Raw genomic sequence first — 22,151 nt, 5'->3', positions numbered from 1 at the left:
TGCACCTTTAAAGACATCGGGTTCAAATAAACATAATTAGCATAACTGGCTGCGCTTAATTCGCCGTACTTTTGTGAGTCAACAGACTCAGGATGCTCATCACTCATCACTCATCACTCAGCGATCACCAGACATCATCAATGCCCGGTGATCAGCTGATTTACATCGGTGCTACAGCCTCAGCTTATTTTTGAGATTGCTGATTTTGCTCAGCCTCTTTCTGTTTTTTCTTCGCCATATGATGACCGACTGCGCAGCCCGCTGCGGCACCGGCCACACCATGATGAGCAACATGACCTGCGACGCCGCCTACTGCGGCTCCCTTAAGACAGCCCTGGGCATTAGCCTGTAAATTCACCGACAAAAACAGTCCGGTAGCAATAACGATAACTGATAATTTTTTCATCACTTAATATCCTGATAGTTAGTTATAGTTGCAGGTTAAACCCGACAGAGCATAGCCGCACTCTGGGGTGTTTCGCTGGCCGGGATACAGGAATCACGACATTAGTTACCTGTCGTTACGCTTTCCAGAGGGAATGTAAGTATTTAATGCCATACCCGTGAGCCAGATACTTTCCGGCTCGTTAAGTGGCAGCCAGAGATTAGCACTGAGAAGATAAATCGGGGGGAGTGTAAACAGGAGGTTTTTCGACGACGACGAAAAAACAGCGCCTCCACCGGGAAGCGCTGCTGCAGATCAGAAGGACATTGTCAGCCCGGCATAATAAGCGCGTCCCGGCTCGTTATAGGTTGATGCGCCATCAGCTTCGCGATATAGCTGCTTATCCAGCAGGTTATTAATACCCGCATTGGCACGCAGATTTTTGGTGATGTCATAATTAAAATTGACCCCAAATACTGAATAAGCGCCGACTTCGCGATTCGACATTGAATTGCTTTCTGTGCGGGATTCCGCATACTGGCGTGGTTTCTGACGACCATACATTGTCCAGTTCAGATTAGTGGAGAAATCCTGCGTCACCTGCCAGTCCAGCATCGTATTGATGGTGTATTCAGGAATAATCGACAGCGGATTACCGGTCTTTTTATCCTTCGACTCGATCATATAAGTTGCGTTAGTCCGCCACTCCAGCTCGTCACTGACCAGCGGGATAGTGAAATTGCCTTCCAGACCTTCCACTACCGCTTTGCCGCCGTTACTCCATTGCAGGATATTGTTACCATTAGAGGCGTAACCCAGCACCTCCGTCCCGGAGACGATTTTGTTTTTATAGTCATTGCGGAACCAGGTGATACCCGCAACATAGCCATCCTGGCTGAACTCGATACCCAGCTCTTTATTTACGCTGACTTCAGGATCGAGATTTTCATTGCCCAGCAGATAGCAACTGCCACGGGTAACGTTGATCGGACAGCCATTTCCCCGCGTCGCCAGTAAATAGCCTTCGCTGGACTGATAAAGGTTAGGGGCTTTAAACGCACGGGCGATACCCGCTTTCAGGGTAAAACTTTCTCCCAGAGCCTGAGAAATATTGAGCGACGGACTCCAGTTCGCACCAAAGGTGTCGTGATAATCAAAGCGCATACCGGGGATCACTTCAGTGCTATCGGTCGCAGCAATATTATCTTCAAAATAGAGTGAGCTCAGCGTTGCGCTGTTTTTACTGTTGCGGCTGCCAGCATCACCACTGACACCGTCGATGGATACGCCAGGCGCACTGGTGCCGTTCATAGAATTTGGATCGTTCAGCTCATCACGGTTCCACTCGGCTCCCAGCGTAACGGTCTGTTCACGCAGCAGTTCCAGCGGGAAGCTGACTTCGCCTCCTGCCCGGTAACTTTCAAAGCGACTGGTTGAGAACGTGTTGCTGTTGATCCGGCCTTCACCCGCACCCGCCGTGCCTTCATTCAGGCGGGTGTTATTGGTTTTTTCATAGTTAAAGGTGAGCTTAGATTGTCCCCAGTCCCAGATGCCATTATGCGCAAGGCCCCAGGTCTGACGATACAGACGGTTGGTTTCCGAACCATCAAGAGATTCGATCAAGGCATTACCGGCACCGTTGCTGTACTGGGTATCCCCGGTATAAATGTTGCCCTGACGGCTGTATCCGTAGCTGAAATCCAGCACCTGTAATGGCGTAATCTTCCACGACAGCACGCTGTTGATGTCTTTATTGCGAACGCCTTCGCGACCGGCGGCGCCGGAGCCATTGTGCGACTGGTTAATGTCGAAAGCATCGCTGTCGGTTTTGTTGATGTTGCCATAGAGCCGCATGGTCAGAGCATCGCCCGCCAGCGGACCACTCAGGTTAAAGTTAGCGCGGCGGGTTGCGCCTTCTTTATCATCTTCCGGCTGGTTAGTGTAGAGCGACAGCGATCCGCTCCAGTCATTGGTCGGGCGTTTGGTAATGATATTAACCACGCCACCGGCCGCGCCGGAACCGTAACGCGCTGCCGCCGGTCCACGAATCACTTCAATCCGTTCAACCATTTCTGGTGGTACCCAGTTTGAGTCACCGCGGGAATCGCGCTCGCCGCGCCAGCTATAACGCACCGAATTGCGCGAGGTGGTCGGCACACCATCGATCAGAATCAGCGTATTTTCCGGCCCCATGCCGCGAATATCGATCTGACGATTGTTACCGCGTACGCCGTTGGCGCTGTTGCCGGTAAGGTTAACGCCTGGCATTTTACGGATAATGTCGGAAAGGTCGTTGACCGGCGGGTTTTTCTCAATGTCCTGCGAGGTGATCACCGAAACGCCAGGCTGCTGTTTCAGCTCCTGTTCAGCAGTGACCAGCATCGTCTCATCATCAGCCAGCTTTTCTGTCTCTTCCTGATTAGCGCCGTTAGCAGAGGTACTCAATAAACCGGCCAGCAGTAGCGCAACAGGGCGCTTATGGACACGCATGGTTACATTCACTTAGAAAATCTCCCTGAAGTATTAAGACATGTAAGCAAATGCGTATGATAATGATAATAGTTATCATTGTATATCGCGTTAAGCCACCTTTACATTCCATAACAATGGGCTATTTATTCGCCATAACCGTGACCAGAAGGGAGAAGCGACGTTAGTTTTACTTGTTGGCCATCACCCGAAAACTTCCTCAGATTTCATCAGAACGCGTCTTTGTGACTCCAGACTTATTAGGTCTGGAGTCATAGATAAACAATGGATAGAATGGCCCGCCCTGCAGTGACTAACAGGTATAAATGTGACCCCAGATCTGACACAGATCCCTGCGCGTTCAGTCCACGTAGGCCGCCATGTATTGATCTGGCTGGAGCAGGTTAAAAAGGCTTCACTTAGCGAGCTGGATAATTTTGGCGATGAAGGCACGGTGGAGCAGGTGATGAAGGTCTGGGTAAAACTCTCGCTGCTGATCAGTCGGCGTCGTCCTGAGATCGCCATCTCCTCATTGCTGAAACATGTCCTGCCGAACATCGGTTCGCAGCCACTCAAAACGCTGAACCGCTTACGCCTTAACCGGCTCTATAACATTCTGATCGCCGACGGTAAAAAAGAGGAGGCGCGGCGGGTGTTCGCGCTGACCAAACAATTTCTTGCCTGGGCCGAGATGCAGGGCTATCTCGATCATTCACCCATCGCTTCAATGAAAAAGCGTGATGTCGCGGGTCGCGCTACGCCGCCGCGCAGTCGGCAACTTACCGATGCAGAAATCTGGGTGTTCTGGCACGGGCTGGATAACTGGGCGCTTTCGGAACAGGCGCGCTGGGCGCTGCGTTTATGCCTGGTCAGCGCCCGGCGGCCGGATGAAATTGTGCAGGCGCAGAAAGCGGAGTTCGATCTGCAATTAGGATTGTGGATGCAGGGTACGCGCAATAAATCGCAGCGGGAGCATGTGCTGCCCATTTCACCGCTGATGCGTCAGTGCATCGAAGCGTTGTTGCGCGCCGCCGATCCAGCCTCACCCTGGCTGGTGCCCGCGCCACGCGATCCGCAACAGCCGCTGTCAAAAGGCGCGATGAATCAGGCACTTCGCCGGATGATCCGCGCTCCCCGTGGGCTGGGACTGGAGGCGTTTACCCCGCGCGATCTGCGCAGGACTGCGCGTTCAAAACTCTCAGCGCTCGACACGCCTAATGACGTCGCCCGAAAAATCATGAACCATGCGCTGGAAGGTATCGATCGGGTCTATGACACTCATGACTATCTGAGCCAGATGCGCAGCGCCATGACTATCTTTTCGGACGCGGTTGAGCAGATTATTGAATGCGAAAGCTACCATCTCCTGCGTCATCGCTATGATGGCGAAACCCTCACGCTGGACGATCTCTCGCTCATGGCAATGTCACGCTAACGCTTATATCGGCAACTGTCAGAAGTGGTAGCGCAGCCAGGCAAAATAGACGTTGCCGTTGTTATGGGTGCCGGGAATATAGGTCATCTGGAAATCGAGATCGCCATAGCCGACAGAGGCCAGCGGCAATAGCGCTGGCACCGGAATATAATCCCAGTTGTGCCGTGCGGTAAAGCCCGCCGTGTAACCCGCGCCCCAGTGAAAATTCTGGTCGGCCAGCGGACGCCAGGTTGCCACCCAGCCATAGCCACCAAAGGGTTCCCATTTATTAAAGGAGTCCTTAAACGCCATTAAGTAGATGCCGTTCCAGTTCCCTTTTTCATCGTAGCGGGAGATACCTCCGCCCGCGCCCCAGGGTCTTTCATTATATTTATTGATGTGTTCACGATCGTAAGTGGCACGGTTGTGCCAGGTAATCGCGGGCAGATAAAAGTCGTAACCTTCAGGCAGCTGCCAGGTTGTGGCGACTTTATCACTGAAATTATCCCAGCCCGCACTCACGGTCTCCACAAGTGTGGCGGAGTGGGCTGAAAAAACACTAAAAACGGTGGTCGTTATCAGCGCTTTAAGCATTGAAATTTTGCGCACGTACGAATTCCTGCAATATCTGGTGTTAAATAAGGTGATAAAAGATTTAAGGCAGATATTGTGGCATCAGGAGTGACAACTACAGTTCAATGAACGGCCATTACAGGATTTTATCTTTAACAAATAATGATGCAGCAGCCCTGTTGCTCTGACAAGTCAGCAGGCGTGCTGACCCTATAAACGCCTCCCTGTCTTTATCATCTTCCAGCCGTCTTTCACACGCAGACAATTCCCTGAAAAAATTCGTATTGTTTGCTAACAAAATCTTGCAATGATAATCGCAATGCGTATATTTCTCATTTGTTTTAGAAGTTCATCACACCCGCGCGCAGGCGCTCAGGGAAAGGTTTCTGGTTCCTCAAACCATAAGCAGGGCAGCGATGTCCGCAGGAAGCATGGTCGTGACAGTGGCAGCATAAAAACATAAAGATAATTGAGGAATTAATGAACGCTTTCGATCTTCAACACCCCAGGGCGACGGACACTTCTGCTCTGCAACGTCCATTCCGCTTCTCCTTGCTGGCTGTCATCGTCGCCTCGTCGCTGGCGCATAACGCTGCTCATGCCGCAGAGACCGGCGCACCCGCTGCCAGCGATAACCAGACGATGACGGTCAGCGCGTCAGCCGATGATGCCGTAGCCGCTTCGCCCGCCACCGATTACAGCGTACCGGTTACCCGTGCGGGCACTAAAATGCTGGGCACCGTGCGTGATGTCCCGCAGTCAGTCAGCATTGTCAGTAAACAGCGTATGGCCGATCAGCAACTCCAGTCGCTGAATGATGTGCTCGCAAATACCACCGGTATTCGCGGTATCAGTGGTGATATGGATCGCACCAACTACTATGCGCGCGGCTTTATGATCGACAACTACATGGTCGATGGTATCCCTACTGCCTTTGCCGCTCGCTGGAACCTGGGCGATGCGCAGACGGATATGGCAATGTATGAGCGCGTTGAAGTAGTGCGCGGAGCGACCGGTCTGTTAACCGGACCGGGCAATCCATCAGCTGCCATCAATATGGTGCGCAAACACGCCGACAGCAAAGAGTTCGGCGGCACCGTCTCCGCCAGTTACGGCAGCTGGAATAAGCAGCGTTACGTGGCCGATCTCTCTGCTCCGCTCAGTGACTCCGGCAATGTTCGTGGCCGGCTGATCGCGGGCTGGCAGGATAACAACAGCTTCATAGAGCGCTATGGCGCCAAAAAACAGTTCATCTATGGCGTGGTTGACGCTGACCTGACCGACTCTGCCACGCTTTCGGTCGGCTATGAATTCAGCCAGGTCAATACGGACTCCACCATGTGGGGTGGCGCGCCGCGCTGGTACACAGACGGCACGCAGATACATACCCGACGCGGCTACAACACCGCACCTGACTGGGCCTACAACGATAAAGAGAACCGTAAAGTCTTTGTGAATTTGAAACAGGACTTCGATAACGGCTGGAACATCACGCTGAACGGCGCGCACAACGAGATGCGCCTCGACAGTAAGCAGATCTATCTTGATGGCTATTTCGATCGTAACACCGGGGCGGGCGTCTCTTCCTATGCCAACTATCCGGTGGTAGGCGGGACCGGTTACAACACCGGTAAACGCAAAGTGGATGCCGTTGATGCCTTCGCCAGCGGTCCTTATGAATTGCTGGGTCGTCAGCATGAGCTGATGGTCGGCGTCAATTACACCCGCCAGGATAACAAGTACTTCAGTACCTTTGAGAATATCTCATCAGAGTCGCTGGGCAACTACAACGAGTTTAACGGTCAGTATCCGGAATCGGCCTGGACGCCGCGTCTGCCTGCCAGCGATACCCAACTGGTTCGCCAGAAATCGACTTATATGGCGACCCGTCTGTCGCTCGCCGATCCGCTGCACCTGATTATCGGTGCCCGTTACACCAACTGGAACCGTGAAACGCCTAGTGGTGAAATGGAAGAAAATAACACCACCCCTTACGGCGGATTGATTTATGACTTCGCTGAAAACTGGTCGGCTTACGCCAGCTATACCTCGGTGTTCCAGCCACAGGACTATCGCGATGCCAGCGGCGCTTTCCTGTCGCCCGTTATCGGCAAAAACTACGAGGCAGGCCTGAAATCTGACTGGATGGATAGTCGCTTCACCACCTCGATTTCGGTGTTCCGCACCGAGCTGAATAATGTCGGTGAAGCAACCACTCAGACGGTTCAGGGGTCAGGTGATGTCGCGTACATTGGCCGTAAAGGCGTGGTGAGTCGTGGCGTGGAGTTTGAAGTCAACGGCGCATTAACCGACAACTGGCAGATGACCCTGGGCGGCACGCGCTACATTGCGGAAAACCGCGATGGCAGCACCTTTAACCCGCAACTGCCGCAGACCAGCTTTAACCTGTTCAGCAGCTATCGCCTGCCGACGTTGCAGCAGCTGACGCTGGGTGGCGGTGTGAACTGGCAGACACATATCTGGAATGATGTCGGTGGCCCGGAAGGCAATGGCACCTGGCGTGCCCGTCAGGGCAGCTATGCGCTGGTTGATCTCTTCGCCCGTTATCAGGTGAACAAAAATCTGTCGCTGCAGGGCAACCTCAATAACCTGTTCGACAAAGAGTATGACACTAACGTGGCCAGCTCCGTAGTCTACGGCGAACCGCGTAATTTCTCAGTGACCGCCAGCTACACTTTCTGATTTGTGTCGTTGTAAAGCCTGTGAAAAACGCCTCAGTTGAGGCGTTTTTTTATATTAAGATCGGAGAGTTTAATTTTATGGCCTTTGTCTGCTGAAACGATCGGCTGAAAGGCTTCACAGCATGTGCAGAGCGATCAACAGTTGTCCGCGAAATATCGGGAGGTTACCGAATGAATACTGAAGCTATCAGGCTGTCAAATGAGCTCGCTGAAGCGGTACCGCTGCTGGCTGGCAGCAGCCAGCGCGAGGATTATGAAGAAGCACTGGAACTGGTCGAATATCTGATTGAACATGAGCCGGATAATCCGCTGGTTGACCTGCTTTGCGCGCGCATTGCTCACTATGAAGATAAAGATCCGGAGCTGGCCGAGTTTAATGCACGTCAAAATGAAATCAGCACAGGCCCCGGCATTCTGCGCGTGCTTATTGAGCAACACAATCTTAGCCTGAGCGACTTCGAAAATGAGATCGGTAAAAAATCGCTGATTAGCCGAATCCTCAGCGGCGAACGTCAGTTGACTGTGTCGCATATCCGGGCATTATGCGCCCGGTTTGGCCTGTCGCCATCTCTGTTTTTCTGATTTAAGCGTGCTGCGATGGACTATTAAGATTCGATAAGTCTTTATATTTTATCGGTCCGTGCTCTGAAGAAACGCCTCACTTGAGGCGTTTTTCATCCCCTCCTGAATCTGTACTCAGGTAAACCGCAGTGCCAGGTTAAAACCTTCTGAAGACTCCACCACAATCGCCTCGGGCTGCTCATGAAAGGCAATTTCACCCGTCACCAGCGCGCGTTTAACCAGGCCGAGATCCTCCGTCTCAAAACCCAGCGCGACCATCCGGGCGCTGCCATCATAGTCTTCCGGCAGCGGGCCAAATCGCTGCTGCGCATAGTCTGCCGAAGCAAAACGAACCGTGGCAGCACCCGCGCGCAGGACAAAGGCGCCTTCGGGACAGGCGAGCACTTTAGCGGCCCCAAACAGGCGGCTATAGACCAGCGCTGAAAGCGCCGGATCCTGCGCGACAATCACAAACTCACTGATATTACGCACGCCATTGGGGTGACGCTGCCATGCCGGCTGCCATACCGCTTCGGGCGTCAGATGCTGGCAAAAAAAGCTGCGGCCATTGGGTACCAGCGAAGGGCGAATCCGTACGGTCCTAAAGTGCGCTTCACTCACCGAACCGTCGGGCAGGGTAACCGGACGATGAAAAGCCGCTGGCGGATCGCCATCCAGATCCTGCCGTTGCAGATGCTGAAACTCACTCTCTGCATCGCTGCTTTTCCACACCAGACCGCTCAATCCCAGCGGCGATTGCCAGAGATCGGCGCGCTGGCTCCCTTTGCCCGTCTCATAGCCCAGCAGTTCCAGGTAGTTCTCACCAAAAATAGCCAGGTGATTACTCGATCCCAGCGAGTGATGACCCCGTTCAGTGAGCTGAAAGCCGAGCCTTCGGAAGCGCGCGCTGGCGCTGTCGAGCTGGTCGGCCACGTTAATCACAGCATGATCAAGAATCGGTTGTGGAACCTGAACTGACATAGCAGCACTCCTTTTTTTCGTCATTGCGCCGCCACAATCTGCAACGCGCGCGGCACCAGCTGCGTGAAGTAGTCCACCGCCGGGCCAATCAACGCTTCATCAGGATCGAAGGCGGCGTGATGCAGACCAAATTCGCTGGCACTGCCGATGCTGACAAATGCCCCCGGAACCTGCTGCAGATAGAAGGCAAAATCTTCTCCGCCCATCTGCGGCGACTCAGCGTGCTCCGCGAGATAGCCACTCTGTTGGGCAACGTCCAGCGCAACATCCACCCAGCCTGGCGTGTTAATCAGGGCCGGCGGTCCTTCAGTCCACTCCAGTTCGGCGGTCGCACCAAACCCGGCGGCAATACCCTGAATCAGGGATCGCATACGGTGCGGGATCTGCGCCCGAATTTCGCCGTTGTGGGTGCGCACGGTGCCCTCCAGCTCAACGCTTTGTGGCAGCACGTTCCAGGTATTACCGGCGGTAAAGCGCGTCACGCTCAGCACCACCGTTTCCAGCGAGCTGAACACCCGGCTCGGCAGGGTCTGCAGAGCTGTTACGATATGGCTGGCAATCACAATCGAATCGATGCCCTCCTGCGGTCGTGCGGCATGGGCGCCTTTGCCCTCAATGCGGATAACAAAGCGGTCTACGTTGGCATAAAACGCACCCGCCCGACTACGCAGCGTGCCCAGCGGCAGGTCGGGCGCGTTGTGCAGGCCGAATATCGCCTGAACGCCTTCCAGCGCACCGGCATCAATCAGCTGACGTGCGCCATTAAAGGTCTCTTCAGCGGGCTGAAACAGAATCCGTACCCGGCCCTGCAGCGTGTCTTCCTGCTGTTTCAGCTGCAACGCCACGCCGAGCATCACGGCGCTGTGAACGTCGTGACCACAGGCGTGCATCACGCCCGGCTGCTGTGATCGCCACGGGCGTTCGGTGGTTTCTTCAATCGGTAACGCATCGATATCCGCGCGCAGGGCGATCAGGGGTTCGCCATGACCGATTTCTGCCACGACGCCGGTTTTCAGCCCCAGCGGCAACAGCCGGATTCCGGCCTGCTCCAGCCAGCGGGTAATACGTTCCGTGGTGGCAAATTCATGATTCGAAAGTTCCGGATGCTGATGCAGTTCGCGACGCCACTGCACCAGTTGGTCGGTTAAAGGCAAAGTCATGATTATCCCTGTTGTTCCGGCAGAAAAGGTTCGCCCAGCGTCAGCATCAGGCGATTAGCCCAGGCAAAAAAGGCGGTTGATTGAATCAGATCGAGCAGGGCGAGCGTATCCAGACCCTGTTCACGCAGTGCAGAGAGCTGCGACTGTGTCGGCTGGGCAGGGGTCAGCGACAGTGCTGCTGAGAATGCAATGATCGCCTGCCAGCGCGCGGCGTGTCCGTGAGATAACACCGCGCCGGGTGCAACATTCAGCAGCTTCTGTACCGCTTCATCCTGCTTTGAGAGCTGGCTGGCTTTACGCGCATGGACTGAGGCGCAGTAAATGCAGCCGTTGACCTTACTCACCACGGTGGCAGCCAGTTCGCGCTCGGCGCGTGGCAGCCCTCCTGCGGTATAAAAAATGCCTTTATCGGTCAGGGTGCGCTGTTCCAGCAACGGCAGATTGCGCGCCAGCAGGCGAAAATAGTCGGAGTCGGTGTGACCGAATTTTGCCAGTGTCGCCTGCTCTTCCTCGCTGAATTCCGTCAGCGGTTTTGCCGGCAGCCAGGGCTCCCAGCCGAGTTCCTGTTGCGTAAACGCGGTCAGGGCAGTTTTACCGCTGGCGGTATGTAAGGCCTCGTGCCAGTGACCGGCGACTACCGGGGCAACCTCACCCGACGCCTCATCGCCCTGTAAGCTGCGCAGACCCGCCAGCAACCGGCTCTGAAAACTGACAAATGCCACCAGCTGTGCCAGTGTGACAATGCCGCGCAGGCTCCAACCCGCCTGTTTCAAAGCCTCCAGATGCGCGGGAGCAGCAGTAACCGGCTCAAAGGTCAGGCGATGGGCAAAAGCCTGTGCCGCGTTGATCCGAACACTCCCGGCCAGACTCTCCTGTGGCTGGTAGTGCGCCTGCAGGCCGGGTTGTGCATGCCAGCCGGCAACCTGAGCGGCCAGCAGACGGCGCTCCGCCAGCGGAAAATCTTCATCACCCTGGCTAAACAACAGGGTGTAGCTACCCTGAGCATGTTGTGTGGCGGCGTGACGTGTCTGGCGCGCATGGGCCAGTTCGGAATCGGGATCGATATCTGCCAGTGTGGCGATCAAATCGTCAGGTTGATTCATGAAATTCTCCTGTGAGGTTCGCCAGCGGCACGAAGCGCGGGCGCAAGATGTTGGGCAATCAGTTCAATCGAGCGCAGCGTGTCGGCATGCGAAGGCTCAACCGAATGCACCTGAAATGAGATGTCGGTGACGCGCGCCAGTGTGCTGTCCTGCGCCAGCGAGTGCTGCACCTGATCGATGCCGCCAACATGGGCATCAAACTGCGCCAGCAGGTCATCAAAGCGTTCACCGCGTAATTCGCCACGATACTGCGCAGCCTGCTGACGAATTCCCGGTTCAGCTACCTGACGGGCATAGCGGTCAGAATCGGCCACGAATGCGGTACGGGAGGCGAGGATGCGCGGAGTGGTTCCCGCAGGAAGTGCCGCAAGATAGGCATCGATCAGCGGATTCTGCAATGCATCCAGCGGCAGCTCAGGCTGGCCCGCCGGACGCGGCTGGGTGCGGGACAGCATCAGGCCATGGCCGCCCTGAGCGGCACGGATCGCGCCCTCAACCGAGAAGGTGGCGATCCACACCCGTCCGGCAAGCTGCGGCGCGGCGGGATAGAGATGATTATCAGGATGCCCCAGTGAATCCCCGCGCCAGGCACTGAGCAGCGTATGCAGATGGTCGGCAAAAGCGGCACCGCGCTCGGCAAAGGTCAGACCAAACGGCAAAAACGAATCCGGCGTGCCACCGGAGCCCAGCCCGATCTCCAGCCGCCCATCTGCCAGCAGATCCAGTACTGCGGCATCTTCAGCCACCCGCAGCGCATTTTCCATTGGCAGGGTGATGATGGCGGTGCCGAGCCGGATGGTGCGGGTCTGCGCGGCGACATGCGCCAGGAAGAGCAGCGGCGACGGCAGACCACCCTCATCCTGATGAAAATGGTGCTGAGCAATCCACGCATTATCAAATCCGCAGCGTTCGGCATGCTGAATCTGTTCGGTGGCCAGCTGATAGCGCTGTTTCGCCGGCACCTTATCCAGCAGTCGGGTAAAAAATCCGAGACGTCGGATCATGCTGACTCCTTGTGGGTTAAGGGAATAAGCGGAGGAATGGCAGCCATTAATTCCCGGGTATAAGGATGCTGTGGCGCACTGAAAATAGTGACAACGTCACCTTGCTCTGCGACTTCGCCCGCTTTTAACACCGTGACGCTGTCGGCAATCTGCCGCACCGTCGCCAGGTCGTGCGTGATAAACAGATAGGTCAGACCCAGTTCGGCCTGGAGCTGCTGCAACAGGTCGAGGATTTGCGCCTGCACCGTGACATCCAGCGCCGAGGTCGCCTCATCCAGTACCAGAATCTCCGGCTTGCAGATCAGTGCCCGCGCAAGCGCCACACGCTGCCGCTGTCCGCCGGAAAGTTCGTGAGGATGACGTGAAAGAAGAGAGAGCGGCAGCGCCACCCGCGTGGTCATCCCTTCTACGCGCTCACGCCGCTGACTACGGCTCAGTCGCTCAAAATTACGCAGTGGCTCTTCAATAATTGCATATAGCGTCTGACGCGGATCGAGCGAGGCAAATGGGTTCTGATAGACAAACTGGATCTTCCGCCGCAGCTGACGCAGCGCCTCGCCGCGTAATCCGTTGACCACGATGCCATCCAGCGTCACCTCGCCGCTGTCTGCGGTTTCAAAACCCATAACGATGCGCGCCAGCGTGGTTTTGCCTGAGCCGGATTCGCCTACCAGTGCATGCGTAGTGCCGCGCGCCACCTGAAAGCTGACCTGGTTCAGCGCCTGCAAACGCTGCTGTTTGCCCAGCGAAAAGCTTTTCATCACGCCGGTTGCCCGGATGGCGGGGGCAGAAAAACGGGCGGTTGCAGATTTAACTCTGGCGGGTCGCTGCGGTGCCGCATCATTCAGTAACTGACGGGTATAAGGATGAGCAGGCGCGCTGATAACCTGTTCAGTGCGGCCCGATTCCTGAATCTCGCCGTGACGAAACACGATAATACGATCTGCGCGTTGCGCCGCCAGCGCCAGGTCGTGGGTGACAAACAGCACGGCGGTGCGGGATTCCTGCCGCAGGTTGTCCAGCAGATCGAGAATGCGCTTTTGCACCGTGACATCCAGCGCGCTGGTTGGCTCATCCGCAATAATGATCTCCGGCTGCAGGGCGAGAGCAATGGCGATCAATACCCGCTGCTTCATGCCGCCCGACAGCTGATGCGGATACTGCTTAACCCGCTGTTCCGGATGGCTAAGGCCGACGCGATTCAGCAGGTCAACCACCCGCTGCTGGCGCTGCGCTGACGGTAATTTCAGGTGCAGTCGCAGGATCTCTTCCACCTGTTCGCCGACCGTTTTCACCGGATTCAGGGAATTACCGGGATCCTGCGGTACCAGACTGATGCGCGCCCCGCGCAGCGTATCGAAACGCTTTTGCGACCACTGACTGATATCCACGCCGTTGAGCAGGATCTCTCCCCCTTCGCGACGGCCATTTTCCGCCATCAGACCCATTATCGCCTGTGCGGTGGTGGTTTTACCGGAGCCGGACTCCCCGACCAGCGCCACCATCTCACCGGGCTGCAGCTCGAAGCTGACATTATGTACCACCGGCTGCCAACGGTTGCCGCTGCGATAGCTTAGCGTCAGATTGTTGACCGCGAGTAACGGCTGAGCGCTCATCGGCGTCCTCCTGAAAGTTGCTGGCTGATGCGGTTGGCTGCGAGCACCACAGCGACCACCACCACACCAGGAAAAGTGGTCAGCCACCAGGCGGTAGCCAGATAATTACGCCCTTCAGCGATTAACAGACCCCATTCCGGCACCGGCGGTGGGGTGCCGTAGCCGAGGAAGCTCAGAGTCGACAGCGCCAGAATCGCCTGACCAAATTGCAGGGCGGCATAGGCGATCACCGGCGTCAGCGCATTGGGCAGAATGTGACGCCACAGCACGCTGAAAAAGCGGCCGCCGCTGCCGTAAGCCGCTTCGACATACTCACTATGACGAATGCGCACCACTTCGGCGCATGCCAGTCGGGCGAAGCTGGCGATGGAGGCAATGCCCACCGCTAATGCGGCATTCAGGGTGCCGAAGCCGAGTAAAATCAGCACGCTCAGAGAGAGCAGCAACGCCGGAATCGCCAGCAGGACATCCACTGCGCGCATCACAATTGATTCAGTTTTGCCGCCGATAGCTCCTGCCACCAGACCCAGCGCGGTACCTGCCAGCAGTCCGATCGCCACCGCCATGACGGCGGCGGAGAGTGAATGTGACGCGCCGTAAACGATGCGGGCAAAGAGATCGCGGCCGAGCTGATCGGTGCCGAGCCAGTGTCCGGCCTGCGGAGCGAGTCGCTGTGCACCCGCAATTCCTTCAATCGGGCTGGCCTGGGTAAAGAGGGCCGGGAACAGGGCTGCCAGTACGGCCAGCAGCATGACTGAAACGGCGAGCCACAGGCCCGGCGAGAACTGTAAAGTGCGCATCTTTGCCGCCACGGGTTGCCGCGCAGCAGCGTAATCAACCAGACTCATGTTGCACCTCGTAACAGCTGTAAGCGCGGGTCAAAGAGCGGCATCAGCAGATCCACCAGCAGGTTGATCACCACAAAACCCAGCGCGGAGATCATCACCACCGCCTGCAACACCGCCACATCCTGATTGTTCACCGCCTGCTGCGTCAGCTGTCCCAGACCACCCAGGCCAAACACCGTTTCGGTGATCAGCGCACCGGCAATCAGTTCTCCCAGCAGCAGGCCCGCCACGGTGAGCACCGGCAGCATGGCGTTGCGCAGGATGTGCCGCCACAGCACAGAGTGCTCGCTGGCTCCTTTGGCGCGCGCCACCGCCACAAAAGGCCGGGTTGAAACCTCATCGATGCTGCGCAACAGAATCTGAGCCAGCGGCGCTGAGATCGGAACGGCGACCGTAATAATGGGCAGAATCAGTCCCTGCCACGGTGAGGGATTGATTACCGGGATCCAGCGCAGCTGGAATGAGAAGAGCTGAATCAGGGCTATGCCGAGCCAGAAGGTCGGCACTGAGATAAACAGCGCGGGCAGTGACTGCAGCAGATTACGCAGGCCGCGCAGCGCAGGCAGCCGCGACAGTGTCGCCAGCACGAATGCCAGCAGTGTCGCCAGCAAAAAGCCGCACAGGGCCAGTCGCAGCGTGCCAGGCAGATTGCTGGTCAGCAGTTCACTGACCGGCACGCCCGCCTGCACCGAATAGCCGAAGTCGCCGTGCAGCATTGCTGCCAGCGTGTGCAGATATTGCTGCCACAGCGGGCTGTCCGCACCATAGGCCTGACGCATCTCAGCAATCTGCTGCGGACTCAGGCCGAGATCCGGATTCTGAAACTTGATCAGGACCGCATCGCCTGGCAGCACCTGTAGCAGCACAAACGACAGGGTAAACGCGGCCCACAGGACCAATACACCCAGGCCAGCGCGTTGCAGCAGATAATGACGCATCCTCACCTCCGGTTACTGTTTTTCCAGCCAGGCGCCATAGAGTGCCGGACGGCCCACCGCTTCAAAACTGACCCCTTTCAGCCAGGGCGCACCGGCATAGACCTGCGGCTCTTCGAAAATCGGAATCACATAGGCCTGGTCCAGCAGATACCGCTGAACGTCACCGGTCAGCTGTAATCGTTTTGCCGGGTCAACTTCAGCGGAGATGGCGACCAGCAGCTGGTTCAGCTTGTCATCACGGAAGTTTTTCACTTTGTCGCTGGAGCCGCCTTTCTGCAGCAGGTTATCGCGGTTAGCCGGGTAGAAACTGCTTTTGATCACGTCGGGATCGGCGCGGCCGACTTCAGTGACGTTCAGCGGGGTCTTAAGGGGGTCGAGGTTATCCAGCGTTTTGCTGCCGGCATCGCCCGCTTTAACGCTGAGGGCGACGCCCGCCTGGCGCCACTGCTGTGCCACCAGTTGCAGCACCTCTTTGTTTTGCGGCTGCGGCAGTGATTCATAGACGGTTAGCGCCAGTCGCTGGCCAGCTTTTTCACGGATGCCATCGGCACCCGGTTGCCAGCCCGCCTGGTCCAGCAATGCCTTCGCTTTTGCCAGATCAAAAGTGAGTTTGTCCGCCAGATTGACGTAGCCGGCGGCGGTGGTCGCCACGACCGAGGTTGCCTGCGGATAGTTCGGCGAGAAGAGCGTCTCAACCACCTGTTTGGCATTGGTGGCGTGCAGCAGCGCCTGACGCACCCGGATATCGCTGACCAGCGGATTATCCGGACGGAAGCTGAGGCTGTCGTTTACGCCACGGGTCGGCGCGGCATAAACCGGGAAGTTCTGATCTTTAGCCTGCTTCTCGTCGTAGGCCTGCACCTGACGGATCAGGCCTGCCTGGCCCGCCAGCAGTGCACCGATGCGCACGCTGTCTTCTGGCGTCACGATCACTTTTATCGCATCCAGATTGGCCGGACCTTGCTGCTGAATGTTTTTCGGTCCCCACTGATAATCTTTACGCGCTACCAGATCCACCTCCCGACCGAGCTTCTCATCACTGACCACAAACGGGCCGGAGCCGATGATGTGACGGGCATCGCCCAGCTGATCGAAACTGCGCGCCAGGGTACTCAGCGAGACCAGGCCAGAGCCAATGGTGGCGGTGCCCTGCAAAAATCCGGGTGAGGGCTTTTTAAAATAGAATTTCACCGTCAGCGGGTCGATCACCTCGCTGCGTTCATAGTTATTAATCACTTCCGATACCGGCAGGCGCAGCGCTTTATTTCCCAGCCCGTAGGTATCAAAGTTTTTCGCCACCGCGTTCGCATCTAATGGTGTGCCATCGGAAAAAGTCACGCCTGGCCGTAATTTAAAGGTGTATTCGGTTTTGTCGGCGTTGGTAGTCCAGCTTTCTGCAATCCAGGGTTCAACCTGCAGCGTTTCGGGATTCTGCCAGGTTAATTTATCGGTGATCTGATTGAGAATGCCGCCATTTGGGTAAAAGCCGCCGGCAGGCGGATAGAGGTTGGTATGTGCCTGCTGTTCAAGATAAATCAGCGTACCGCCTTTGACCGGTGCAGCCACCGCGTTAAAGGTCAGAGTCCCGGCAAGTAAAGTAAAAACCAGCGTTTGTGCGCGTGGTTTAAGGGGAAATAACGTCTTCATGGTGAATTCCTTTGTTATCAATTGCCTCAGCAGGCGGAATCATCATCGAATGACGCAACACACAGATAAAGTAACGATTTGGTCAAAGCTTATCTGAAAAAAATAAATGCGGGATTGGGTGGTTGATATTAGTCTGAATGGGATGACCTAAGATAAACGTTCAAAGTGTAAATCGGCATCCATTGCCAGAGCAGGGAGCCCATGAATAGAGTGTAAGATGAGGCAGTGTTGAAACACTGGACATGCCAGAAAACGCTGAAGTTTTCCGTTGCATAAGCACTGCCCCGTTTAGCTAAAATCGTACTTAAGTTATCGATAGACTTTTAAGGAGATCCTGCAATGCATATTCAGATAAGTCCTTTTTGGCTAAACGTAATCCGGGTGGCTTCATTCAGATCAATGTTTTTTAAAGCCTCAGGTTCTACCCAGATAATCTCCTGAAACTCTTCATTGAAGGTTATTGTTCGGTTTGCGCTCAGACAATCAAAGATAAGATAGATCATATAAATTTCTTCAGTCATTCCATCAGAATAGGTTTTGATTCTGACATCATCCCGAAACGTCCAGGGTGTGATATTTGTTATCTTGAGCGCCTCGCCTAATTCTTCCCTGATTTCCCGCTTTAATGCTTCTTCGATTGTTTCACCTGGCTCCATTCCGCCGCCTGGCAAAGCCCACTGTCCAGGAAAAACACCCCTGTCAGATGCCATTTTACATAGCAAATATTTACCCTCATTTTGAATGACCGGGCACACAATGACTCTCTGTCGCATTACTTCTCCTTATTGATGTTAAAAATTCCAGATCTGAAATGGGCGGTTCAGAAGGCCGATAGTTGTTTTGTCATTTTTCTGGTCATACTTACCGCTCAACAGCTTAGCGAGACAATGCTTCTGACACCGATGTCACAAAAGTGGCATTCCTGTTATAAAAACCAGGAAGCACTCTTAAGAATCCTCAAATCAGAAAGATTATAACCATGGATATTGTAAGGGTATGGTGCGGCGATCACGCTTTAATGATGCCGTAATCGGATTCTTTATGGTTAGCAGTGCGGGCAAGTACTATATCGCACTGCTAAATATATTCGATTATTCCGTGCACAATTTCCGCTGGTCTGCTCGTAGAAAAGCGCTGACCAGAACCAGCCACAGCAGACCGCAGATCAGGTTCACCACACTGAAGCCGCCGGTGCCGTAACTAAAATACGCGGTTTTGGCTGGTTCAATGCCCAGCGCGATGATCAGAATACTCACCATGCCGAGCATCGCTGCCACGCTGCCTTTTCCGGCGCTGCTGGAAAAAAGCGTCATGCGATAAAGTCCGGCACTGACCAGCCCGGCACCGAAGCCGTAGAGGCTAATTCCGGCAGTCAGCCACAGATAGCTTTGCGGATTTAGCACGGTAGCGGTTACTGCGATTGCCAGCCCGCAGACCACCGGCCAGGCACCGAGCCGTAACGGCTGTTCAATGGGCAGACGGCTGGATAAGCGTCCCAGCGTCAGGTTGCCCGCAATCATGGCGGCGAAGACCGGCAGCTGTAACAACGCATAGCCGATGCGGCTGAGTCCCGCATCGTGGATTAATATCACCGGCGACAATGCGACCCATGCGATGCAGGGCACGGTGACCAGCCCGATGGCCAGCGAGCCGCGCATCACCTGACGATCCTTCAGCAATGCCGCGTAACCGCTGATAATCGATCGCAGCGACAGCGGTTTCTGCCGGTCACCTGCGGTTTCGGGCATCGCATACCACAGACCTGCCAGCGCCAGCGCCGCAATAGCGCCAATCAGCCAGAACAGGGTGCGCCATTCACCCACGGTAAGAAAAGCCGCGCCCGCCAGCGGACCGGCCAGCGGGGCCAGCAGGGCGACGTTGGCCATCAGCGCCATCATTTTGATGCTGAGCGATTCCGTAAACGCCTCCTGCACCGCCGCGTAGCCTACCGCGCCAATAAAACAGAGGCTGACGCCCTGCAGAAAACGCAGCAGGACGAACTGCTCAATGCTTTGCACCCAGTGCGTCGCCACACACGAGAGCATAAAAAAGGCCACGCCGCTGAGCAGCACCGGACGCCGCCCGATACGGTCAGAGAGGGGGCCAAGCAGCCATTGCAGCATAATGCCACCGGCCAGATAGGCGGTGAGCGAAGTAGAGACCCACTCCGGCCCGACCTTAAATTCCTGAGTCACCAGCAGCATGCCGGGCTGGATCATGTCGTGAGCGATATAGGTAGCGAACTCAAACAACACCAGCGACAGCGGAAAAATCAGATGTCGTCGGGTCAGTTGCGCGACCGGTTCGAAAGAAACCATTACAAATACCTGCGATAAAGCCATTAAAAAAGCGGCCACCAGGGTGACCGCATAATTTCAGCGTGACGGTGTAACGCTTATCGCCAGCGGGCAATCGGGTTGTTCAGCGTTCCGGCGAACTTGAGGTTCTCAGCGGGATCGGCGAGGTTTATCATCTGCTGGTTATTCGCCAGCTGCAGGCGGTTCAGACAGGAGCGGGTAAACTCCGGCGCGAACATATCATAGCGCGCGAACTTAGTGGCATGCTCCGGGTGCGCCTGCTGGTAATCCTTCACGCACTGCGCCACCGCCTGCCAGAACTCTTCCTCCGGCAGCGTTCCTGACTGATGCAGAATCGCGCTGATAAAGCGGAAGATGCAGTCAAACACATCGGTGAAGATCGAGAGCAGCTTCAGGTTCTCCGGCACATCGACCGCCAGACGCTGCACGCCTTCCGGCAGCACCGCATCCGGATTCATCACGGCGATCTCTTCGCCGATATCCTTCATGTATGCACTGACCGGCACGTTGTTCTCCAGCAGCATGATGAGGTTTTCACCGTGCGGCATAAACACCAGGTCATGCTGATAGAAGCAGTGCAGCAGCGGGCTGAGATAGCAGGTCAGGTAGCGTTCTATCCACTGCTTCGCGGGCAAACCAGAATCCGCTATCAGCGCTGGCAGCAGTGCCTGCTGATGGTGATCGACGTGCAGGAAAGAGGCCATGGTCATCAGACGCTGGCCGGACTGCAGGCTGGCCGCAGGATTATCCCGCCACAGCGCTGCAAACATCTTTTTATAGGCGGAGTCGCCTTTGATCGCCTGCTCATAGTAGCGGTTGTGATAGCCGACCGCCGCGACTTCGCGCAGGATGCGGAAATCACAGCGATTCAGCCACGCATCGCCAGCAACCAGTTGTTCCAGCCAGCCGTTTATCGCGGGCGTTGTCGCCATATAGTAGGGGGACAGTCCGCGCATAAAGCCCATGTTCAGCACCGACAGGGCGGTTTTCACGTAGCGCTTCGTGGGCTGGCTGCGGTTAAAGAAGGTGCGGATCGACTGCTGCGCCTGGTAAGCATCGTCTCCGGTGCCGAGATAAACAATATCGTGACTGGCGATGTCCGCCGCAAATACGGTCAGCAGTTTGTTCTGCCACTGCCACGGATGCACCGGCATCAGGATATACTCCTCAACCGCCAGCCCTTTATTCACCAGCTGCGCAGTAAACTGCTCCAGGGTGGTGTCGCCCAGTTCATCACGCATCAACTGCTCATAGCTCAGCTCGCTGAGGCTGGAGAAATGGGCGTTGCGGCGATGAACCGCGACCCAGATGAGGTGAACGGGCGCGGCGGCCTCGGGCGCATACGCCAGATAATCATGGGCATCGAAGCCAATACGCCCGTTGTTGGCAACAAAGCAGGGATGGCCTTCGGTCATCGCCGCTTCCACCGTCTGGAAATCGGCTGAGACCAGCGCCTGGCTGTCAGGATTATTCTTCTGCAGCTTATAAACGCTGCTGCACAGCGTGCTGCTGATCTCTTCCATGTAGGTCGCCAGCAGTGCCTGTGTAATACCGATCTCCCCGTTAAACTCCACGATAAATTTCAGCGCATCCAGCGGCAGATCACGACCGTTCTCCTGCTTGCGCAGTGAGCCGGCGTCGATTTCCCAGTGATCCAGCGCCAGCCGCGACGCCCGGAAATGGTAGCTCGCTTCACCGCCTGGCACCGCAAGCTGATAGCTGCCGTTGCCCGACTCCTGTGGCGTAATGATTTTCTCATGCGCGAACTCGGCAATCGCTTTACGGATTAGCATGCGGTTTGCCTGCGCCCAGTGGTCGCCCGTCAGATGTGTACCGTTCATCAGCGAAGAGGGGGTGTTCATAGTCTGCGACTCCTGCAGTAACGCGTGTTGATAATCTTCCCGCTGGCAAAAGGCCAGCCAGGCGGTTTTATGACCCATGTCGATGGTGTGCTGATAGCGGAACCCGGCACGCTTATTCAGCACGTGAATCTTCTCATTGCGCACATCTGGCTCTACCACCACGCGGCGCACCTCGGGGCGGCTGAACATGTAGTCCATCACCAGCGTGAAGACCTGCCAGCTGAAGGCTCTGATCGGCTGGCTGGCGGGGGCAATCAGGATATGCATGCCGTAATCATCGGGTGCGGCAGGATAAAATTTGCCGACCTCATCGTCGCTGGCGCGATAGCACTCAATCAGGCAGACCGGCTGGTCGTTGCAGCAACCAATCAGCGCAGCATGGGGATCGGCTGCAGTCAGCGTCTCATAGAACTCAGCGACCTGATTCAGGCTCTGCTGCTGCATACCCCAGAAGCGGGCGTAATCGCGGGTGACCCAGCGATGAATCAGCGGCGCATCGCTGGCGAGCATGGGCCTCAGGGTGAACTGGCCTGCGGGGCGGGCGGCGCTGAACAGTGTTTGTGAACTCAT

General features: G+C 56.0%; 17 protein-coding genes. 3 read left to right on the top strand and 14 right to left on the bottom strand.

Annotation, left to right across the window (positions count from 1 at the left end; genetic code table 11):
- Positions 1-184: 184 nt before the first annotated feature.
- Both AFL22_RS02315 and AFL22_RS02310 read right to left on the bottom strand, forming a co-directional pair.
- Positions 185-406: a hypothetical protein gene (locus AFL22_RS02315; protein WP_010247042.1), complete on the bottom strand. Its 222-nt coding sequence runs from the start codon at positions 404-406 to the stop codon at positions 185-187.
- A gap of 294 nt (positions 407-700) precedes the next feature.
- Positions 701-2,875, bottom strand: a complete 2,175-nt coding sequence (locus tag AFL22_RS02310) for a TonB-dependent siderophore receptor (RefSeq protein ID WP_156311572.1) — start codon at positions 2,873-2,875, stop codon at positions 701-703.
- A 307-nt stretch (positions 2,876-3,182) separates the two neighbouring features.
- On the opposite strand from AFL22_RS02310, the gene AFL22_RS02305 reads away from it, so the two are divergent.
- The gene (locus tag AFL22_RS02305; protein ID WP_052270716.1) at positions 3,183-4,289 is read left to right on the top strand and encodes a site-specific integrase; all 1,107 of its coding nucleotides are present in this window, start codon (positions 3,183-3,185) and stop codon (positions 4,287-4,289) included.
- An 18-nt stretch (positions 4,290-4,307) separates the two neighbouring features.
- Here the strand turns inward: AFL22_RS02305 and pagP are convergent, their stop codons facing one another.
- Positions 4,308-4,862 carry a lipid IV(A) palmitoyltransferase PagP gene (gene pagP / locus AFL22_RS02300; RefSeq protein WP_072123798.1) on the bottom strand — a complete coding sequence of 185 codons (555 nt, stop codon included), beginning with the start codon at positions 4,860-4,862 and terminating at the stop codon, positions 4,308-4,310.
- 459 nt (positions 4,863-5,321) lie between these two features.
- Here pagP and fhuE point away from each other — a divergent pair, with 459 nt between their 5' ends.
- On the top strand, positions 5,322-7,544 hold the full coding sequence (fhuE, locus tag AFL22_RS02295) for a ferric-rhodotorulic acid/ferric-coprogen receptor FhuE (RefSeq protein ID WP_052270714.1): 2,223 nt from the start codon (positions 5,322-5,324) through the stop codon (positions 7,542-7,544).
- 170 nt (positions 7,545-7,714) lie between these two features.
- The gene (locus AFL22_RS02290) at positions 7,715-8,125 is read left to right on the top strand and encodes a helix-turn-helix domain-containing protein (RefSeq protein ID WP_052270713.1); all 411 of its coding nucleotides are present in this window, start codon (positions 7,715-7,717) and stop codon (positions 8,123-8,125) included.
- 114 nt (positions 8,126-8,239) lie between these two features.
- Here AFL22_RS02290 and AFL22_RS02285 read toward each other — a convergent pair whose 3' ends face one another.
- The 11 genes from AFL22_RS02285 to AFL22_RS02235 form a co-directional block, all read right to left on the bottom strand.
- Positions 8,240-9,085 carry a VOC family protein gene (locus AFL22_RS02285; RefSeq protein ID WP_052270712.1) on the bottom strand — a complete coding sequence of 282 codons (846 nt, stop codon included), beginning with the start codon at positions 9,083-9,085 and terminating at the stop codon, positions 8,240-8,242.
- A 20-nt stretch (positions 9,086-9,105) separates the two neighbouring features.
- Positions 9,106-10,245 carry an amidohydrolase gene (locus AFL22_RS02280; RefSeq protein ID WP_022624362.1) on the bottom strand — a complete coding sequence of 380 codons (1,140 nt, stop codon included), beginning with the start codon at positions 10,243-10,245 and terminating at the stop codon, positions 9,106-9,108.
- 2 nt (positions 10,246-10,247) lie between these two features.
- A complete protein-coding gene (locus AFL22_RS02275; protein ID WP_052270711.1) occupies positions 10,248-11,348 on the bottom strand; it encodes an alkylhydroperoxidase domain protein in 1,101 nt (366 codons plus the stop codon).
- Positions 11,345-12,352, bottom strand: coding sequence for a putative FMN-dependent luciferase-like monooxygenase (locus tag AFL22_RS02270; protein WP_052270710.1), 1,008 nt, complete (start codon positions 12,350-12,352; stop codon positions 11,345-11,347). The genes AFL22_RS02275 and AFL22_RS02270 overlap by 4 nt, the downstream gene beginning before the upstream one ends.
- Positions 12,349-13,968 carry an ABC transporter ATP-binding protein gene (locus tag AFL22_RS02265; protein WP_052270709.1) on the bottom strand — a complete coding sequence of 540 codons (1,620 nt, stop codon included), beginning with the start codon at positions 13,966-13,968 and terminating at the stop codon, positions 12,349-12,351. Before AFL22_RS02265 ends, AFL22_RS02270 begins: the two co-directional genes overlap by 4 nt.
- The gene (locus tag AFL22_RS02260) at positions 13,965-14,816 is read right to left on the bottom strand and encodes an ABC transporter permease (protein ID WP_052270708.1); all 852 of its coding nucleotides are present in this window, start codon (positions 14,814-14,816) and stop codon (positions 13,965-13,967) included. The genes AFL22_RS02265 and AFL22_RS02260 overlap by 4 nt, the downstream gene beginning before the upstream one ends.
- Complete coding sequence (locus AFL22_RS02255) at positions 14,813-15,754, bottom strand: ABC transporter permease (RefSeq protein WP_052270707.1); 942 nt, start codon at positions 15,752-15,754, stop codon at positions 14,813-14,815. Before AFL22_RS02255 ends, AFL22_RS02260 begins: the two co-directional genes overlap by 4 nt.
- A 12-nt stretch (positions 15,755-15,766) precedes the next feature.
- Entirely contained in the window at positions 15,767-17,401 is a 1,635-nt protein-coding gene (locus AFL22_RS02250) for a TIGR04028 family ABC transporter substrate-binding protein (RefSeq protein WP_052270706.1), read from the bottom strand.
- Positions 17,402-17,748: 347 nt separating this feature from the next.
- Positions 17,749-18,174: a nucleoside triphosphatase NudI gene (nudI, locus tag AFL22_RS02245; RefSeq protein ID WP_022624355.1), complete on the bottom strand. Its 426-nt coding sequence runs from the start codon at positions 18,172-18,174 to the stop codon at positions 17,749-17,751.
- A gap of 318 nt (positions 18,175-18,492) precedes the next feature.
- Positions 18,493-19,719: an MFS transporter gene (locus AFL22_RS02240; RefSeq protein WP_052270705.1), complete on the bottom strand. Its 1,227-nt coding sequence runs from the start codon at positions 19,717-19,719 to the stop codon at positions 18,493-18,495.
- A 77-nt stretch (positions 19,720-19,796) separates the two neighbouring features.
- A complete protein-coding gene (locus AFL22_RS02235) occupies positions 19,797-22,151 on the bottom strand; it encodes a GNAT family N-acetyltransferase (protein ID WP_052270704.1) in 2,355 nt (784 codons plus the stop codon).

Origin of the sequence: Pantoea sp. CFSAN033090 (assembly GCF_001264395.1) — a bacterium.
Classification (GTDB): Bacteria; Pseudomonadota; Gammaproteobacteria; order Enterobacterales; family Enterobacteriaceae; genus Pantoea; species Pantoea agglomerans.
The sequence above is the reverse complement of the archived record's forward strand: the minus strand, read 5'-3'. Positions and strand labels throughout refer to the sequence as shown.

Coding starts and splice junctions, on each gene's coding strand:
- AFL22_RS02315 (WP_010247042.1), bottom strand. CDS start 406: ATGAAAAAATTATCAGTTATCGTTATTGCTACCGGACTGTTTTTGTCG.
- AFL22_RS02310 (WP_156311572.1), bottom strand. CDS start 2,875: ATGCGTGTCCATAAGCGCCCTGTTGCGCTACTGCTGGCCGGTTTATTG.
- pagP (WP_072123798.1), bottom strand. CDS start 4,862: ATGCTTAAAGCGCTGATAACGACCACCGTTTTTAGTGTTTTTTCAGCC.
- fhuE (WP_052270714.1), top strand. CDS start 5,322: ATGAACGCTTTCGATCTTCAACACCCCAGGGCGACGGACACTTCTGCT.
- AFL22_RS02290 (WP_052270713.1), top strand. CDS start 7,715: ATGAATACTGAAGCTATCAGGCTGTCAAATGAGCTCGCTGAAGCGGTA.
- AFL22_RS02285 (WP_052270712.1), bottom strand. CDS start 9,085: ATGTCAGTTCAGGTTCCACAACCGATTCTTGATCATGCTGTGATTAAC.
- AFL22_RS02280 (WP_022624362.1), bottom strand. CDS start 10,245: ATGACTTTGCCTTTAACCGACCAACTGGTGCAGTGGCGTCGCGAACTG.
- AFL22_RS02275 (WP_052270711.1), bottom strand. CDS start 11,348: ATGAATCAACCTGACGATTTGATCGCCACACTGGCAGATATCGATCCC.
- AFL22_RS02270 (WP_052270710.1), bottom strand. CDS start 12,352: ATGATCCGACGTCTCGGATTTTTTACCCGACTGCTGGATAAGGTGCCG.
- AFL22_RS02265 (WP_052270709.1), bottom strand. CDS start 13,968: ATGAGCGCTCAGCCGTTACTCGCGGTCAACAATCTGACGCTAAGCTAT.
- AFL22_RS02260 (WP_052270708.1), bottom strand. CDS start 14,816: ATGAGTCTGGTTGATTACGCTGCTGCGCGGCAACCCGTGGCGGCAAAG.
- AFL22_RS02255 (WP_052270707.1), bottom strand. CDS start 15,754: ATGCGTCATTATCTGCTGCAACGCGCTGGCCTGGGTGTATTGGTCCTG.
- AFL22_RS02250 (WP_052270706.1), bottom strand. CDS start 17,401: ATGAAGACGTTATTTCCCCTTAAACCACGCGCACAAACGCTGGTTTTT.
- nudI (WP_022624355.1), bottom strand. CDS start 18,174: ATGCGACAGAGAGTCATTGTGTGCCCGGTCATTCAAAATGAGGGTAAA.
- AFL22_RS02240 (WP_052270705.1), bottom strand. CDS start 19,719: ATGGTTTCTTTCGAACCGGTCGCGCAACTGACCCGACGACATCTGATT.
- AFL22_RS02235 (WP_052270704.1), bottom strand. CDS start 22,151: ATGAGTTCACAAACACTGTTCAGCGCCGCCCGCCCCGCAGGCCAGTTC.